General features: G+C 49.5%; 10 protein-coding genes and 1 riboswitch. Of the genes, 5 read left to right on the forward strand and 5 right to left on the reverse strand.

Annotated features, from left to right (window positions below; genetic code table 11):
* Window positions 1–335: 335 nt before the first annotated feature.
* Window positions 336–803, reverse strand: coding sequence for a hypothetical protein (locus tag DWY63_RS15720; protein ID WP_117802594.1), 468 nt, complete (start codon window positions 801–803; stop codon window positions 336–338).
* A 199-nt stretch (window positions 804–1002) separates the two neighbouring features.
* Window positions 1003–1047: riboswitch (PreQ1 riboswitch) on the forward strand.
* Window positions 1048–1078: 31 nt separating this feature from the next.
* On the opposite strand from DWY63_RS15720, the gene DWY63_RS15725 reads away from it, so the two are divergent.
* Together DWY63_RS15725 and DWY63_RS15730 are read left to right on the forward strand one after the other, a co-directional pair.
* On the forward strand, window positions 1079–2125 hold the full coding sequence (locus DWY63_RS15725; RefSeq protein WP_117802595.1) for a nucleoside hydrolase: 1047 nt from the start codon (window positions 1079–1081) through the stop codon (window positions 2123–2125).
* Window positions 2122–2733 (forward strand): ECF transporter S component, encoded by a 612-nt coding sequence (locus tag DWY63_RS15730; protein ID WP_022463255.1) that lies wholly within the window; start codon window positions 2122–2124, stop codon window positions 2731–2733. The genes DWY63_RS15725 and DWY63_RS15730 overlap by 4 nt, the downstream gene beginning before the upstream one ends.
* Window positions 2734–2885: 152 nt before the next feature.
* Here DWY63_RS15730 and DWY63_RS15735 read toward each other — a convergent pair whose 3' ends face one another.
* Entirely contained in the window at window positions 2886–4895 is a 2010-nt protein-coding gene (locus tag DWY63_RS15735; RefSeq protein WP_117802596.1) for a glycoside hydrolase family 127 protein, read from the reverse strand.
* Between the two features lie 189 nt (window positions 4896–5084).
* On the opposite strand from DWY63_RS15735, the gene DWY63_RS15740 reads away from it, so the two are divergent.
* Window positions 5085–6017 (forward strand): AraC family transcriptional regulator, encoded by a 933-nt coding sequence (locus DWY63_RS15740; protein WP_117802597.1) that lies wholly within the window; start codon window positions 5085–5087, stop codon window positions 6015–6017.
* Window positions 6018–6378: 361 nt separating this feature from the next.
* Here DWY63_RS15740 and DWY63_RS15745 read toward each other — a convergent pair whose 3' ends face one another.
* Window positions 6379–9477: a hypothetical protein gene (locus DWY63_RS15745; RefSeq protein WP_117802598.1), complete on the reverse strand. Its 3099-nt coding sequence runs from the start codon at window positions 9475–9477 to the stop codon at window positions 6379–6381.
* Window positions 9478–9827: 350 nt separating this feature from the next.
* Between DWY63_RS15745 and DWY63_RS15750 the strand changes: the two genes are divergently transcribed.
* Window positions 9828–10487, forward strand: a complete 660-nt coding sequence (locus tag DWY63_RS15750; RefSeq protein ID WP_117509909.1) for a TetR/AcrR family transcriptional regulator — start codon at window positions 9828–9830, stop codon at window positions 10485–10487.
* A gap of 205 nt (window positions 10488–10692) precedes the next feature.
* Here DWY63_RS15750 and DWY63_RS15755 read toward each other — a convergent pair whose 3' ends face one another.
* The gene (locus tag DWY63_RS15755; protein ID WP_117509910.1) at window positions 10693–11466 is read right to left on the reverse strand and encodes an SGNH/GDSL hydrolase family protein; all 774 of its coding nucleotides are present in this window, start codon (window positions 11464–11466) and stop codon (window positions 10693–10695) included.
* Window positions 11467–11817: 351 nt separating this feature from the next.
* Here DWY63_RS15755 and DWY63_RS15760 point away from each other — a divergent pair, with 351 nt between their 5' ends.
* On the forward strand, window positions 11818–12738 hold the full coding sequence (locus tag DWY63_RS15760; RefSeq protein ID WP_117802599.1) for an aldo/keto reductase: 921 nt from the start codon (window positions 11818–11820) through the stop codon (window positions 12736–12738).
* Window positions 12739–13041: 303 nt separating this feature from the next.
* Here the strand turns inward: DWY63_RS15760 and DWY63_RS15765 are convergent, their stop codons facing one another.
* Window positions 13042–15042, reverse strand: coding sequence for a glycoside hydrolase family 31 protein (locus DWY63_RS15765; RefSeq protein ID WP_117802620.1), 2001 nt, complete (start codon window positions 15040–15042; stop codon window positions 13042–13044).
* Window positions 15043–15070 lie beyond the last annotated feature (28 nt).

A 15070-nucleotide genomic window follows, 5' to 3' on the forward strand; every position in this document is an offset into this window, starting at 1 on the left:
ATTGCTTTGCAGCTTTTGCGCGCACAAAAAACAGTCTTTTACGCACGCTCGTTTATTATATCGTCTGTCCTATCAAAAGTCAAGGGGAAAATTCGTAAAAATCGCGTGTTCACGCGGCTTTTTGCGGATTTTCCCCATTGCTGCATTACTATATAAAAGTGTTTTTTCTTCCTATTATATTCTCATCCAATTATTTTCTGACATTTTTTTCGTCAGAACGTGTACACGAAAGAATCCTGCTTTGCAGGCTTTCAGACTTCACCGGCTGCGGCGGGTCGCTTCAGCGATACAAAAACGAAACCGGCTGTTTGCGGAAATGATTTTTCAGACATACTCTAAAGCGGACGGTCTCGAAAGCCCGGGCACGCATCACACCGTTTTGGTTTTTCCTCACTCTGTGCATTTCCCCAGAGCTCGCGCGCTTTTTCCTCTGCGCAGCCCCTGCACCAGGGAAACATACGGATGTTGCTGATGTAGAATCTTTGAAAGGTTATCTCATCGTTGTTGATGTCAAACTGCTGTTTTCCCGACAACTCCTCTACATGTTCCGCAATCCATGCCTTCTGCCCTTCTGTCGCCGGGTGTCCCGGTCCGCCGAGCACATAATCCATATCGGCATGGAGATTTTCCGGTTCACCTGGTTTGTGGAAGCCCACAAATAAAATATATCCCCGGCGCAAAAGCTCCTGAATCGGCTCGTCCGTCTGACCTTCCGGGCCTAGAATTGCCCGCGCGGTCTGCGCATGAAAATTTTCTGTTTTTGGATAGAATCTTCCCGTTGGTGCTAAAAATCCATCTGCCATGCTTTTATCTCCCATATATTCTCATATATTCTCATTTGTTCTACGCTTATATACCATACTCGATTTTTCTCCAACAGGCAAGGCTTGTTTTTACTGAATTCTTTTTACTCGATTCTTTTTGCTGGATTCTTTTTTGAATCTGTGCTATACTCATTCCCGTGCATTTATATAATCGGATTTTCCCGCCTTTTTACGGGTGTCCGGACTGGTTCGTGAACTTCCCAGTATAAAAAACCAAGTATCTCAAAATCATTTTATTTCAAGGAGATTGGAAAATGAATGCAAAAAAACTGATCATCGACTGTGATCCCGGCATCGACGATTCTCTCGCCCTGATGCTTGCCGCAGCTTCCAAAGAGCTGGATCTGATCGGCATCACCACAGTCAGCGGAAATGTACCCGCTTCTATGGGCGCAAAAAATGCCCTCAAAATTCTTTCCATGATTGGAAAAACAGATGTCCCTGTTTATGTCGGAGAGGAAACTCCCCTGGTCCGCGACTATGTGGATGCCATGGACACGCACGGCATGGACGGCCTCGGCGAATCCGGCTGGCCGGATGTCAAAGAGCTTACGCCAAAAACAGACGCTGTTTCTTTCCTCATCGAAACCTTAAAAACAACCCCTGATGTTACAATTCTTGCCCTCGGACCGATGACGAATCTTGCAAAGGTTATTTCGTGTGCACCGGAATGCCTTGAGAATCTCGAAGCACTGGTCTCCATGGGCGGAAGCTACAAGAGTCACGGAAACTGCTCTCCGGTTGCCGAGTATAATTACTGGTGCGACCCGGACGCCGCAGCCGAAGTGTTCCGTGCTTTCTCCGAGCTGCCGCAGCTTGCCGGCAAAAAGCTCCATATGATCGGGCTGGATGTCACAAGAAAAATTGTTCTGACTCCGAATCTCGTGGAATATATGAAGTGTGTAAATCCGGAAGTCGGAACCCGCATCGAGGAGCTGACACGTTTTTACTTCGATTTCCACTGGAAGCAGGAAAAGGTCATCGGATGCGTGATCAACGATCCGCTCGCGGCCGCTTATCTTGTGGATCCGTCGCTCTGCAGCGGTTTTGATGCGTATACGCAGGTAGAAACCGGAGGTCTCTGCATCGGACAGACGGTTGTGGATGCCATGAATTTTTATCAGAAAGCACCGAACAGCCACATTCTGACGCAGGTCGATGTGCGCCGTTTCTTCCTGATGTTCTTTGAGCGCGTTCTCGGCGTGCCGCAGGAGGAATCCGCACCGGTTCTCGACCAGATTCTCACCGCACCGCCGGTCTTCCCACATGAGACGATGTTTCAGAAGGGAGGCGAGGCATGATGAATACTAACCGTACGTTAAAACTCACGACACTCGCGCTCTGCGGTGTCATCAATATTCTCGGCGGTACCATTGCTCTGCTGCTGCGTCTTCCGGTTTATCTGGACTCCATCGGAACAGTTCTGGCAGCCGCTCTGTTCGGACCTGCTGCAGGCCTCGTTCCGGGACTGATCTCCGGACTCATTTCCGGCATGACGAGTGATGTCTATGCGTTTTACTATATTCCGGTGCAGCTTGTCATCGGTCTCGTTGCCGGCCTTGTATTCCGCAGACTCCGCCCGTCCCATACGGCAGGATCCCGCAGCGAGAGTCTTTCCCTCCGCTCCATGGGCTGGAAGCTGTTTCCGGCAGCGCTTGTGATCTCACTTCCGGGTACTGTGGTAAGTTCCACAATCACCGCGGTTGTTTTCGGTGGAATTACTTCCTCCGGCTCCACTGTGCTGGTGCAGCTGCTTCACAGTCTCGGTATGAATCTGACTCTCTCTGTCTGCGTTGTACAGGCCATGACAGACTTTGTGGATCGAATGATTGTCCTTGCAGTCGTCCTCGTGATTCTGCCCGCCGTTTCTTCTGCTTTCGGCAGTCTTTCTATGAGAAGCAGAAAATAATCTGTACCAATAGCACAAAGAATCCTGCAAAAAATTCACTTTCTTTTTTGCAGGATTCTCATATTTTGGCATAACAAGAACTCCGGAAAAAAGGGGAGGCTGCATCAGGAGCCATCCCTTTTCCGGAGTTTTTTATTTCTTCTTTAATAAAATCATTCACATGCGCGGATCCATACCTGCATTTCGCCCTCACCTCGGTTGTTCCACATATAATATGGAATCAGCTTCAGTTTCGTCTTTTCCTCTTCCTCTTTCTGATACAGATGATACAACGGCTGTTTTTCCGCATCGCCCAGCTTCATGCGACGTCCCTCGGCCGTTACGCGCACAAAGTGCTCGCCCAGCTCATCGGCTGCTTCTGCGGTTTTTTCACCATTCACACAGAGTTTTGTCAAATGCAGATTCTTTCCGTTGTCTGCTTCTTCCATACAGTAAACAACCGGTCCTCGTTTTACGGCAACACGGCCGGCGTCCTCGCGTACAAGCGGATTGGATGCCAAAAACTGGATTTCCATCGGGAAGTTCAGGCGGATCGTCTCACCCTTCGCCCATACTTTTGTCACATACAGATACCCGTCTTTTTCTTCCAATTCTGCGCCTTTTGGAATCTCTTTTTCATAAGAAGCACACCATCCCGGGATGCGGAATGCAAAGGTGTACGGCTCTTTGGTATCGCTCTCGCAGGTCACGGAAACATGGCCGTCCCACGGGAATTCGGAAGTGATGGATGCTTTTACTTTTTCTCCTTCCACTGTTCCACCCATGTACAAGTGGACAAACAGGGTTGTGTCGTTTTCCGTGTATGCGTAAGATGCAACTGAGCTTACCGTTCTTGCCAGGTTCGGAGGGCAACAGGCACAGCCGAACCATTTCTGGCGGATCGGTTTTACATGGAATTTCCGCTCATCCTTGTGGCATGCCTCCGGCAGTACCTCCAGCGGATTGACATAGAAGAAGCTCTTTCCGTCGAGCGCCATTCCGGAGAGAACGCCATTGTAGAGGGCTAATTCCATCACATCCGCGTACTCTGCTTTTGCCTGAATCTCCAGCATGCGGCGAGCAAAGAACACAAGACCGATGGATGCACAGGTCTCTGCGTAAGCGGTATCGTTTGGCAGGTCATAGTTGAAAGAGAATGCCTCTCCTATATGAGTGGCACCGATTCCGCCGGTGACGTACATTTTCTGATGCACCATGTTGTTCCAGAGAGTTTCACAGGCTTTCAGCAGGCTCTCATCCTGCGTTGCCCTTGCCACATCCGCCATGCCGGAATAGAGATATACGGCGCGTACGGAGTGCCCCTGCACCTCATCCTGCTGACGCACCGGGCGGTTTGCCTGATTGTAGCTATATCGTTCCTCGCCCTCCGGGCAGGTCAGACCGCGCTCGATATCGTAATAGTATGGTTTTGTTCCGCGCTCGTCGATGAAGTATTTTGCAAGATCGAGATACTTCTGCTCGCCGGTCAGATCATAGAGACGCATCAGAGCCATCTCTGCAATTTCGTGACCAGGATAACCTGCTTTTTTCCCCTCGCCGTGACCGAGTTTGCTGGCAATAAAGTCCGCGAAACGCTCTGCTGCTTTTAAGAGACGGTCTTTTCCGGTCGCCTGATAATAGGCTACGGCGCCTTCCGTCAGATGACCGAAGCAGTACAGCTCATGGTTGTCCTTAAGGTTTGTAAAAATCATATCCTGATCGTTGATCAGATAGTAGGTATCGAGGTATCCGTCTTCTCTCTGTGCTGCGCAGACAGCTTCAATTGCTTCATCTGCCGTTTTTTCCAGCTCCGGATCGGGATGCTGTGTCAGGGAGTACGCAACTGCCTCCACCCATTTGGTAAAATCGGTATCCTGGAACAGGAAGCCATAAAATCTTCCGTCCATTTTGCCATCCTTCGGCAGTGTCTCAAAAGTATCCAGCGGATATTTGATCTGAACAAATTTGTCTCCTTTTGCTTTCCGCTCTTTTTCAACTTCACCGGCGCGGCGGTAGTTCCGCATACAGAAGCTCGGTGCTGCTTCCGGAACATTGTCATTTAAGGCATTCCACTGATACGGAATTACTTCGGTGCGGACAAGCTCCATCTCTTTTTTCCAGAATGCATCAGTAACCTGGACTTTTGCCAGGGATAATGGTTTGCTGAAGTTTTTCTGATCCATTTTTTCGGTCTCCTTTTTCGTTGTCTTCCGCCGCCTCCTGGTTTGAAAAAGATATTTTCCTTGCTTTCAGGGATGGGAAGCGTTACACTTCTTTTGACGGCTGTTTTCCTGTTTTTCTATAGTTTTATTTTAGCAAAACAGACCGCCGTTTAAAATACAAGAATGTTTGAAAAGGTTTGAAAAAGTCATATGATCTCTGTTTTATTTCCAGATGCCGCCTGTTTTACCTACGACCTCTGCGGCAAATTCCAGTCCCCGTCCCCGGAGTGGATGCACCTGACACGGAATCTCGTCAATTTTGAACTGATGGTTGTGACGGAAGGAACGCTTTTTATCGCGGACGAACGCCGCTCTTACGAAGTCCATCCTGGCGAATATCTTCTTTTGCCTCCGACCGCCCATCAGCACGGCTCGAAAAAAGGAAGCTGCTCTTTCTACTGGCTCCATTTTATCCCTGGTATCCCCTCCGCACCGCTCATCGCTCCTTCTGACCCGACCGCCGGATCGGTTCTGGATGAGTTTCATGCTGCACCGCCATCCTCCTACCGCCTTGAGGACCTCGCTCCCGCCCAGCTTCCATCCAACTACCCCGAAACGTTATGCATCCCGCGCCAGGGAACGCTTTCCTCCCCGAACCGCGTCATCATCCTCATGAAGCAGCTCCAGGACACTTCCCTGCGTTTCCACAACACGTTCCTCAACAACAGCCTGACTGCCGCTGTTCTCGGCGAAATCAACTGTCAGAGCCCCTTCTACCGCACCTACACTTCCGAAACGCAGCGGACGCAGATCCTGCAGGACATTATCAGCTACATCCAGTACCACAGCAGCGAGTCCCTCAAAGTCACCGAACTCGCCCGTTATTTCGGATACAACGACAAATACCTCTCCTCCCTCTTCCACGAGGGCACCGGGATGACGTTAAAACAATTCATCCTGAAATCCAAAATGGACAGCGCTATGGCCGAGCTGACGGACACAAATCACACGGTCTCTCAGATTGCCTATAACGTTGGATTTCAGGATGCGCATAATTTTTCCACGGCTTTCCGAAAGCTCACCGGGATGACGCCGGGACAGTACCGGAAGAGTTATGGGAACCGGAAACTTTCTTTTGAATAGGACGGGAGGATACGACCCCCAGGCACCGCGGGGGGCGGACGCTCCGCTGCGCCTGGGGACCCATCTACGTTTTGGCGGACGGAAGTGATTTACTCAATGGATGGATTCACTTATTCTTTAGAAATTTACTGTTTCTTTTAGAAAATAGACATACTTTGCTCACATTTCTTCACTATACTATATCTCAGATAGTTGATGAACCACTCAAAACTATCTCCCCCCTCATTATGAAAGAGCAGCCCGCATATCCGCGGGCTGTTCTTATTTTTTGTCTTTTTGCACCCCACCTAACGTAAATGCCGCCTGCGGTCGGGGAAATATCCCGACCGCAGGCGGCCTCACAATCTACCGTGGAATCACATTACTCTTCCGCAGCTTCAATTGCTGCAGTCTCGATAATAAATTTCACGCTTCCATCCATTCCATTTGCCTTACCACTGTAAGAAGTATAAGCACATTTATCCGAATTCAGCGCCTGAATCCGATCCAGTACATCTCCCAGATCATCCTCAAAGGTACTCTTCAGCTTGCTGGTACCCTCTTCTTCAAACTTCTTCGTACCGTCAGCCAGTTCTTTCGCCCCATCGGACAGCTCGTCAATACCATCAACAACCTTGCTGCTTCCCGATTTCAGATCAGAAGCTCCGCTTGCCAGAGAAGAAGTTCCATTTGCCAGTGTAGAAGCTCCGCTCGCCAGCGTAGATGCTCCGCTTGCCAGCGTAGAAGCTCCGCTGTTCAGTTCAGAAGCTCCGCCTGCCAGGGAAGAAGTTCCATTTGCCAGTGTGGAGGCTCCGCTTGCCAGCTGGGATGCTCCGCCTGCTACCTGAGAAGCACCGCTTCTTAAGCTTCCGCTGTTTGCAGAAAGTTTTGCAGATCCATCGCTTAACTGGCTTCCCAGCTGTCCAAGACCTGCGGTCAGCTGTGTCGTGCCGCCCTGCAGAGTCGTAACACCCTCAACCAGAGCCGGTGCATTTGCTTTCAGCTGGCTTGCGCCGGAAAGCAGCGTGTCATTGTAAGCACTCAGCTGGGTAAATCCTGCGTTCAGTGCATTGATGCCTGCTGTTGCTTTTGCAAAACTCTCATTTGTGCTGCTGTACAGCTGGCTCACACCTGCGGACAGAGTACCGATGCCCTTGTACAGAGCGCTTCCGCCTGCATCAAGCTGTGCCACACCTGCGGTCAGTTTCTGCATTGCACCAAGATTCTGCTCAACAACTGTTTTATTATCGGTGATGGTCTGCATCTGTTTCTGCATGGTCTCAAGCTGCGGCATCAGAGCTGCAACCGTCTTCTGCAGATCACTGTACTGGCTCTTGATGTCGCTCATCTTCTGCTGCATTGCTGCAAGACCGGAGAGATCCGGGCGCTCGATTTCGAAGTTCAGTTCCGGAAGGGTAATCTGCGGAGCTGTAACTGGAGTAACCGAAACGGTTCCGGCGGAAGCGGAAACGCTGACACTTCCGATCTGGTTTCTTGCTTTACTTAAGGAATCGGCAAGCTCTGTATTTCCAGCGCTCTTAGCTGCGGAAATCTGTGCATCCAGTGTAGCTGCTGCTGCAGAGAGCTGATCATTTGCCTGTTTTGCTGCATCGGCGGATGCCTGGCTTGCTGCTGTATCAGCTGCGCTCTGTGCTGCTGCTGTTGCTTCCTGGTTCAGCTGTGCTGCTGCTCCGTCTGCCCATGCCTGAACCTGTGCTGCCATCTGGGTTCCCATCTGCGTTGCCTGATTCGTGATCTGTGCCTCCAGACCGCTTAAGTAGCTCTCAAGTCCTTTGGACAGCGTATCCATCTGGCTCATCAGCTCGCTGCCGTTTGTCATCATGCTGTTGACAGATCCTGCGATTGTGGTGTTCAGAACCTCGGAGAGTGCCTCGGTCTCGGAGATCAGGGTAGAACCGGTGCTGGTCATACCGTCTACCATCGTCAGAAGGCTCTGTACATCGGTGCTCTGCAGCTGCTCGTTCAAACTGGTCAGTCCTTCGGAGAGTTGTTTTGCTCCTGCAAAAATATCATTCTCATCTTTTCCGTCGAGTGCTGCGTTCAGTGTTGCGATTGCACTGTTTACCTCGGTCAGGCCGTCTGCCAGAGGCTGAAGCTGCTCAGCGCCTGCTGCAAGCTGTTTCTCGCCTGCTACATAAGAAGCAACGCCGTCGGACAGCTGTGTTGTTCCGTCGGTGTACTGTTTTACGCCTGCAACAACTTTATTCACACCGTTTACATACTCGGTTACGCTTCCAGTCAGCACACCGTTCTTTCCAAGATACGTCTGGATTGCTTTATTCAGGGTATCAGCGCCCTCGGTGTAGGAGTTTACGCCGCTTGCCAGGGAAGAAGCTCCGCTGCTTAAGGTGGATGCTCCGTTGGACAGGGTAGCTGCTCCGCTGTTTAAGGTAGAAGCTCCGCTGTTCAGAGTAGAAGTTCCGTTTGCCAGAGTCGATGCTCCGCTTGCCAGTGTGCCGGCTCCGCTTGCCAGTGTGCCGGCTCCGCTGTTCAGCTCGTCAGCGCCGTCTTTTAACGTTCCGATACCGTCATCCAGCTCTTTGTAGCTGTCTTTTAAAGTATCCACACCATCGGAGAGTGCCTTGGAACCGTCAACCAGTTCCATTGCAGCATCCTCAAGATCACTCAGTGCATCCTTCAGATCATCGTATCCGGTGATGTTGTCGGTATCGATGGTGTCGAGAACATCGTCAAGTGCAACGGTGAAGGTAGAATCCAGAGAGAAGTTCTCCACATCTGCAGTGATCTCCAGGCTTTCCGGCAGTTCGAAATCGCTGTCACCGGATACCAGATCTTCAAGGGAATCGGAATTTAATCCCAGGCTTTCCTGCAGGCCCGGCATACCAAATCCGATTACGATGTTTCTGCTTCCATCGGAAATGACTTTACCATTGTCGATCTTGACATTGGAGAAAGTATCCTGCGGAAGAATCATTCCGGTCATCAGGACGAATGGGGTGTACATCGTCTCTTTCTTGCCATTGATGTCAACCGTTGTCTTTGTGTTGTTTGTATAGTCAACTTTGATTTTCAGTTTTCCGCTCTTTCCGGCCAGGTCATCCGGTTTGATTTCCTTGCCGTCCAGATAATAGGTGAACTTCACGGAAACCGGAGGTTCTTTTGTGGTTGTTCCCTGATAATAGATATCCTCGCCGTCTGTCTGCCAGGTCAGCTCGTTTCCGCTCTGGGTGAACTCCTCGTCGCCCTTTACGTTTTTGATGTCCTTCAGTTCACTCTCATCTTTCAGGTTCTTTTCCGTTCCTGCGTTCTTCAGCCAGTTGGATACGGTGATCTGATCTTCCGATCCGTCTGCATTTGCATTTACATATACGGTTTCTTCTTTGGAAACCGCTGCGTCCTCTCCTGTCGCTGCATAAACCGGAGCAGCTCCCATAACAGCAGCCATACCAACAGCAAGACCAGACATCATCTGTTTTCTCAGTTTTCTGTTTCTATTCATTGTGATAAACTTCCTTTCTGTGGTTTTTATAATGGTTTTTTATGATGAAATCCAGGATCATAAGAGAAGTAAAACCCGCTCGGAGTAAGATACTGCGGGATACTGTTTCCCTCAGATCGAGAATGTTTTTCCTATGCCTTTCAATCATCTAATGTTATAACGCAAAAATGACTCTTAGTCAACATTAAATACTGCACAAAATTGACGATCGGTCATTTTTTTCTTCGTGCATAGTCACAAAAATGAGAAAATTAGTCATTTTCCCTTTGACAGTTTCCATGTATTCTAACTATAATTGTAGTTAAGTAAATGACACATGATGTGATATTTTTCAGGAAAGGAGACTCTCTGTGGGAAAAATTGACAACAACAAACAAATGAAACGTGAGTCCCTTCTGGACTCTGCTTTCTCACTTTTTATCAACAACGGCTTCAGTAAAACATCCATTTCGGATATCGTGAATAACGCCGGCGTTGCAAAAGGTACCTTCTATCTTTATTTCAAAGATAAGTACGATATTCGGAATCATCTGATTGCACATAAGGCGAGTCAGGTATTTCAGGCCGCCTACTCAGATCTGCTGCGCCACCCGGATATCCATGATTTTGAAGAGCAGGTGCTTTTTATCACCGACAATATCCTCGACCAGTTTGCCGCCAACCACAGCCTCGTGACGCTTATTTCCAAGCATCTGAGCTGGGGATTCTTCAAAAATTCTCTTACCTTTGCTCCGTTTGCCGACACGCCGGCCATCTACACTATCTATGAATCTCTGCTCTCTCATGCAGCATATACGTATCGTTCACCAGAGCTGATGTTCTATATGATTCTGGAGCTTGTAAGCGGTACAAGCTACAACGCTATCCTGTACCAGCAGCCGGTTCCGCTTGAAGAACTAAAACCGGAGCTTTACGCTGCCATCTGTGGCATTTTCAAACAGTTCCGGATCCGTAAGAAACGAAAAAACGCGGAAAATGCAGGCGCGGATCCCGCCTCACTGTTCTCGTAGAAAAGAAAGAATCCTGCTACGGCAGGATTCTCCGCCTGCGGCGGGTCGCTTTGGCGACATAATTCCCCTCCGCCGCAGTGCGATCCTGCCCGGAGGGCTTTTTTAATTTACAGGAAAATTCAACGAAGTTTCCTGTAAATCAAAAAATACTTTCGCGGAATCTTTTCAAAAGAAACCACGAAAGTATTTTTATTTTCCTCTTTGCTTATACCTGCTGTTCCAGATATTCACCAATCCGCTGTTCCATCACAGGCACCAGCCACTCGGCATAGCCGGCCTTCATCGGATGAATCGGATCCTGAAGATACAGTTTTCGTTTTTCCGGGGAAACACGGTTGATTTGTTCGTCATTCCAGAAATCGATCACACCGATCTGCCATTTTTCCTGAATTTTCAGAAGCGCCTCTACCATCTTCGCGTACGGCTTGGAATCATACTGTGGATTCGTATAGAACATCACCGGGCAATGCCACGTTTCTTTTGCATATGCAATGATATACTCAATCGCGCCGCAGACAGTTTCGACATCGAAGCTCTCCAGATCGCGGGATTCCGAAATTTCACCGAGCGGGCTGTTGCGTGTTGCATCGTTAGTGGACAGCTGGCAGATAAAAAGATCCACCTGTTGCTTTGGATCAAGCCTGTCGCGCATACGCTCGATGTAGGAATCCTCACCATTATCAATCAGCGTGGTTCCGTTGACCGCTTCTTTGATGCAGGTACAGCTGTCTTTCTTCGCTATGTACTCCGCAAACGAATTGTTGTGGGCAGCAAAGCCCTTCGTCACGGAGGATCCCAAAAATACAACTGTTTTTCCTTTTAACGGACTTGTTTTTTTAAACGGAATACGGGAAACATCGTATCGGACGGAATTTCCCTTTTTAAAATAACCTGTTTTCTTATTCATGCTATATATGCCGCCGACAGCTAAGGCTGCGCCTCCCGCGGCCAGGATTCCGGCTATTATTTTTGCATCCATCGCAAAACCTCCATTATCTGATTCAATACCACTTCACAGATCCTGTCGGATCTTTTTTTCGAATACCCCTATCTTACATCATTTTTCCGAAAATGCAAGTAAACTTTGTTGTCGATTTTGTTCCGATTTTGTTAACAAAATACGGATTTTCTGTGTTCTGGTCGAATCCTGATCGATTCCGGCGATTTTTTTATTCTCTTTCCTTCAAAAACCATTGACTTTCAAGTGCACTTAAATGATATATTAGAAGCAACGTAATTACTATTCTTTCTGTACTTCCAGAGTCCTTCCACGCCTGCTTTACGAAAACCTCTGCGAATACAGAAGCATTGCAAAGGAGAAAATTCTACTATGAAAGAAACAATTTTAGGCAATCACCTGCGAAAAGTTCCTTCCATTGCAGTCGGATGCATGCGGCTTTCCGAAAAATCGAAGGACGAGATGAATCATTTTATCCACTCCGCGCTGGAGCAGGGCGCATATTTCTTTGATCACGCGGATATCTACGGCGGCGGCATGAGCGAGACTGTGTTCGGTGAGGCATTTTCCGGCGATCCGTCCCTGAAACGGGAGGATATTTTTCTCCAGTCCAAATGCGGCATCCGCCAGGGCTTCTATGATCTGTCGAAAGACCACATCCTGGAATCCGTCGATGGTATTTTAAAACGTCTGCAGACGGATTACCTCGATCTTTTGCTGCTTCACCGCCCGGACGCCCTCGTAGAGCCAGAAGAAGTTGCAGCAGCGTTTGATGTTCTGTTTGAGAGCGGAAAGGTCCGCCATTTCGGTGTTTCCAACCACAAGCCGATGCAGATTGCACTTCTGCAGAAATATCTCCGCCAGCCACTCGTTGTCAATCAGGTACAGTTCAGCATTCCGGTTTCCAACCTTGTTGCAAATGGCATGGAAGTGAACATGGAAACACCGGGTTCGGTTGACCACGATGGCAGTCTGCTCGATTACTGCCGTCTGCACGATATTACCCTGCAGGCATGGTCTCCGTTCCAGATGCCATCATGGAAAGGATGTTTTCTTGGAAGCGACGAGTACCCGGAACTGAACCGGAAAATCCGTGCACTGGCCGAAAAATACAGCGTCAGTGATACCACGATTGCGGCAGCGTGGATTCTGCGCCACCCGGCAAATATGCAGCTTGTCACAGGTACGGCAAGCGAAAACCGCCTGAAAGAGATTATCGCGGCATGTGCTATTACGCTGACGCGGGAAGAATGGTATGAGCTGTATCTGGCGGCAGGCCATCCGCTTCCGTAAGTTTTTCTGTCCGCCTGCCCATATGCGGAACAAGGCTAAAATCCCCTTTTCGGATCCGTGATTGATTTATAACATCGGAAAAGCATTCCTTTGGATCTTATCGATCTTCTGGAATGCTTTTCCCTTTTCCTTTTCTTTTTTCATGCAGCTATCTGCAATCCGCATTGGCTGCCTGCCCATAACCAAATAACTGCTCCGCAGTTTATCAGAAGAAGCTTGCATTCCTCCTGATACAGGCAAGTCCCCAACCACTGCTTATTACTTTTCGTACTCGAAGCAGGTGACTTACTTGATTCGGTTAAATCAGATCTCTCCCACCAGATATCCCTGTTTTCCGTTGCGCAGGAAGATCGGCAGTGTTTCGATCGGCGCCTCGATTTCGTAGGCTTTTCCGCCCTCATAAACATCACCGGTATTTGCCAGCGTCCAGGACGCACCGGCCGGCAGATAAACGGTACGGCTCGTTGCTTTTGGCCGGACAATCGGTGCTACAAGGATGTCGGAGCCGAACATGTAAGCATCGGAGATGTCCCAGCATGCTGCATCTTCCGGGAACTCATAGAACATCGTTCTCATGACCGGTGTTCCTTTTTCGTGTGCTTCTGCCATCAGGCTTCTCGTGTAATCGCGCATTTTTTCGCGGACACCGATGAATTTTGTCAGGATTTCATAATTTTTCTCTCCGAAGCTCCATACCTCGTTGTCAGCTCCGGTTCCCTCACGCACTTCGCCAGCCTTGTTGATGATTTCTTCTCTCGGTCCTCGGTTTCCGTGAATACGCATAACCGGGCAGAAGGTACCAAACTGGAACCAACGCACAAGCAGCTCCTGGAAGTCCGGATCTTCGGTCACACCGCCGTGGAATCCGCCGATATCGGTTGTCCACCACGGAATGCCGCACAATCCCATATGAAGGCCTGCGCAGATCTGTTTGCGGAAGTCCTCGTAGGTTGAGAAAATATCGCCGGACCACACAAGGGCTCCGTATTTCTGGCTTCCGAGCCATGCACAGCGGACGAGGTTGACGATATCCTCCTGGCCGCTCTCTTTCTGGCCCTCGTAGAACATACGGGAATACTCTCTTGGATAAATATTTCCGATCTCTTCCACCGGGCCTGCGGCGTAGCGGTAGCACTCGTACTCATAGGTTGAAAACTCCGGTTCAGCCTCATCGAGCCAGAAGGTGCGGATGCCGAGATCTGCATAATTTTTCTTTACTTTCTCCCATACATACTTTCTTGTTCTCGGATTTGTTGCATCCAGGAAGACATTATTTCCATGGAACAGCATCTGTACATCAACACCTGCGTTGCTCTTCACGAGGAGTCCCTGCTGTTTCATTTCTTCGTAATTCTCGCTTCTCCAGTCGATCTGCGGCCAGATGGAAACCATCGTCTCGATGCCCATCTCATGCAGCTCGTCGATCATTGCTTTCGGATCCGGGAAATATTCTTCATCAAAACGATAATCACCGCATCTTGGCCAGTGATAATAGTCGATGACAAAGACATCCAGCGGAATGCCGCGTTTTTTGTACTCGCGTGCCACATTCAGTACCTGCTCCTGATTGTAGTAGCGCAGTTTGCACTGCCAGAAGCCAAGGCCGTACTCCGGCATCATCGGAACTTTACCAATGGCATCTGCAAAGTGCTCTTCAATTTCTGCCGGGGTATCGCCTGCGGTTACCCAGTAGTCGAGCTGCTTTGTGGTGCGTGCCAGCCATTCCGTTGTGTTCGTTCCGAAATGAACCTCACCGACCGCTGCATTGTGCCACAGGAAGCCGTAGCCAAGGCTCGATACATAAAACGGAATGCTCGCCTGCGAATTACGGTGCGCCAGTTCCAGGTTGCATCCCTTCAGGTTCATTCGCTCCTGCTGATACTGTCCCATACCGTAAATCTTCTCATCCGGGTTGGAATCGAAGGATACTTTCAGCTGATAAGCGCCGCCCTTCAATGCACGGTAATCGTGTGCGCGCAGGCAGAGCGCTCCGCCGTTCGCGATCTCGGAGAGCAGCACCTCGCCCTTCTGATTTAAGAACGTAATCCGCAGCTTCTGTCCCCACGGCTGAACCTCGAGAACCGCCTGGATTTTACCGTTTTTGATCGTCGCTTTCCGTTCATCCACCAGCTCAATTTCCGCTTCCACCGGTTCCGGATCAAGCAGTGCAATGCTTCCCTCTTCTATCTCCGAAAGAAGTGTACCTCTCACCCGAAGACTGTCCTTCTGCCACGGCTCCACCCGGACCGTCTCCCCATCCTGCCGGAAAATCAGCGCATTTCCCTGTTTCTCAAAATACTGCATAAAAACCTCCCTTTCCAGAACCCGCCGT

Source organism: Blautia sp. AF26-2 (assembly GCF_003460955.1).
GTDB lineage: Bacteria > Bacillota > Clostridia > Lachnospirales > Lachnospiraceae > Fusicatenibacter > Fusicatenibacter saccharivorans.

Bases quoted from the DNA above. Each gene is read 5' to 3' on its own strand.
- DWY63_RS15720 (WP_117802594.1), bottom strand. From the start codon at position 803: ATGGCAGATGGATTTTTAGCACCAACGGGAAGATTCTATCCAAAAACA.
- DWY63_RS15725 (WP_117802595.1), top strand. From the start codon at position 1,079: ATGAATGCAAAAAAACTGATCATCGACTGTGATCCCGGCATCGACGAT.
- DWY63_RS15730 (WP_022463255.1), top strand. From the start codon at position 2,122: ATGATGAATACTAACCGTACGTTAAAACTCACGACACTCGCGCTCTGC.
- DWY63_RS15735 (WP_117802596.1), bottom strand. From the start codon at position 4,895: ATGGATCAGAAAAACTTCAGCAAACCATTATCCCTGGCAAAAGTCCAG.
- DWY63_RS15740 (WP_117802597.1), top strand. From the start codon at position 5,085: ATGATCTCTGTTTTATTTCCAGATGCCGCCTGTTTTACCTACGACCTC.
- DWY63_RS15745 (WP_117802598.1), bottom strand. From the start codon at position 9,477: ATGAATAGAAACAGAAAACTGAGAAAACAGATGATGTCTGGTCTTGCT.
- DWY63_RS15755 (WP_117509910.1), bottom strand. From the start codon at position 11,466: ATGGATGCAAAAATAATAGCCGGAATCCTGGCCGCGGGAGGCGCAGCC.
- DWY63_RS15760 (WP_117802599.1), top strand. From the start codon at position 11,818: ATGAAAGAAACAATTTTAGGCAATCACCTGCGAAAAGTTCCTTCCATT.
- DWY63_RS15765 (WP_117802620.1), bottom strand. From the start codon at position 15,042: ATGCAGTATTTTGAGAAACAGGGAAATGCGCTGATTTTCCGGCAGGAT.